The 2,156-nt window shown below is 62.2% G+C and carries 1 protein-coding gene; it reads right to left on the reverse strand.

Going from position 1 to position 2,156, the window contains the following annotated elements; all coding sequences use genetic code 11:
* The coding region (locus ACESMT_RS04110) for a response regulator (protein ID WP_372825301.1) at nt 1-2,156 on the reverse strand (2,156 nt) is incomplete at both ends.

Here is a 2,156-nt window from a genome sequence, read left to right on the forward strand (position 1 = left end):
GGCTTCAAAACCGTTGCGGCCAATCTCGACCAGCAGGCCGCGTTGCTCCAGCGCACTGGTCAGCGCAAAAATGTTGCGCACGTCATCATCGACCAGCAGGACCTTGCGGCCTTCAAAGGCCTTGTCCCGGCTGCGCGCGGCCTTGAGCATGACCTGCCGCTCCGCCGACAGGTCGGCTTCGACCTTGTGTAGAAACAGTGTCACTTCATCGAGCAGGCGCTCGGGCGAGCGTGCGCCCTTGATGATGATGGAGCGCGAATACTTCAGAAGATCGGCTTCTTCCTGGCGGGTGAGGCTGCGGCCGGTATACACAATCACCGGCGGAAAGGAGGTGATCTCCCCGGCGGACATGCGTTGCAGCAGCTCGTAGCCCTGGATGTCGGGCAACTTCAGATCGATGATCATGCAGTCGTAAATCGTGCTGGCCAGCAATGCCAGGGCCTCCTCGCCGGTCTCTACCGCCGTGATTTCCACATCGTCGTCGCCGATCAGGCGGGTCACGCTGTCACGCTGCAGCGCATCGTCTTCGACCAGCAACACACGTTTGACTTTTTGCGTCAGCTTGTCTTCCAGCTTCTTGAAGACCGCCTTGAGCTGCGCGCGGGTGGTCGGTTTGAGGGCGTAGCCAATGGCCCCCATTTGCAGCGCAGTTTCGCGGCTCTCTTTGCCAGAGACCACGTGCACCGGGATGTGCCGTGTCAGCGGGTTGTCCTTGAGCCGCTGCAGCACCGACAGGCCGGAGCCGTCGGGCAGGCCGATGTCCAGCAAAATCGCCACCGGCAGGAACTGGCCAGCCAGCGTGATGCCTTCTTCGGCGCCCTGCGCCACCAGGCAGTTGTATTTAAGCTCATGCGCCAGGTCGTACAGGATTTGCGCAAAAGCGGCATCGTCCTCGATCACCAGGGTCAGGCGTGTGCCCAGGACTTTGTGCCGGTCGTCAGGAAAAGCCGGTGGGGGCATGGTCGCCGCGCGGGCTGGCGCAGCCGTCGCAAGGACGCGGGCGGTTGCGGCCGGCAGGGGCGCGCGCTGGCTGGTCGCTCCTTGTGCCGCCTGCCAATCGCGGGGCAGCAGCAGGGTGAAACGGCTGCCTTTGCCTTCGTGGCTTTCCAGCACGATAGAGCCGCCCAGCAAGCTGCCGAGGTCGCGCGAGATCGACAGGCCCAGGCCGGTGCCGCCATAGCGCCGGCTGGTGGTCCCGTCGGCCTGGTGGAAGGCATTGAAAATAAGCTGTTGCTGGTCGGGCGCAATGCCTATGCCCGAGTCCTGCACGGAAAAGGCGACCTGCCCGCCGGGCTGGGTGGACACTGTGAGGCTGACTTCGCCTGTCTCAGTGAACTTGATCGCGTTGGAGAGCAGGTTCTTGAGGATTTGCTCGACACGCTGCCGGTCGGTCACCAGCGTGGCTGGTGTGCCGGGGTCGATGCTGACTTCAAAGCGCAGCTGCTTTTGGCTGGCCATGGGCTCAAAGGTGTTTTTCAGGGTGCCCACCAGTTCGCCCAGAACGATCTCCTCGGGCGAGAGCTCCAGTTTCCCGGCTTCGACCTTGGAGATGTCGAGAATGTCGTTGATCAGGTCCAGCAGGTCGTTGCCGGCGGCATAAATCGAATGCGCAAACTTGACCTGTTCTTCGCTCAGATTACCCTGGGGGTTGTCGCTGAGCAGCTTGGCCAGGATCAGCGAGCTGTTGAGCGGCGTGCGCAACTCGTGCGACATGTTGGTCAGAAACTCGGTCTTGTAGCGGCTGGCCCGGCTCAGTTCCTCGGCGCGGTCTTCCAGTTGGGTTTGCGCCAGATTGAGCGCGCCGTTTTTCTGGTCCAGCCACAAGGCCTGCTCGGCCAGTTGTTTATTGGTCTGCTCCAGTTCAGCCTGCTGGTTCTCCAGGTTGGACTGCGACTCGTGGAGTACGCGTGACTGTTCTTCGAGTTCCTCGTTGGAGGTGCGCAGCTCTTCCTGCTGGACCTGCAGTTCTTCGTTGAGCTGCTGTGTTTCCGCCAGCAGGTTCTGCACCCGTTGGCGCACCAGCGCGCCGTGGATGGCTGTGCCCAGGCTGTCGGCGACCAGCTTGACGAACTCCAGATCGCGTTTGCCCAGCTCGCGCAGGAAAGCCAGTTCGGCCACGCCGGTGACCTCACCGTCATGCGCTACCGGAACAATCA

This window comes from Polaromonas sp. (genome assembly GCF_041689105.1).
In the GTDB taxonomy this organism is placed as follows: domain Bacteria; phylum Pseudomonadota; class Gammaproteobacteria; order Burkholderiales; family Burkholderiaceae_C; genus Polaromonas.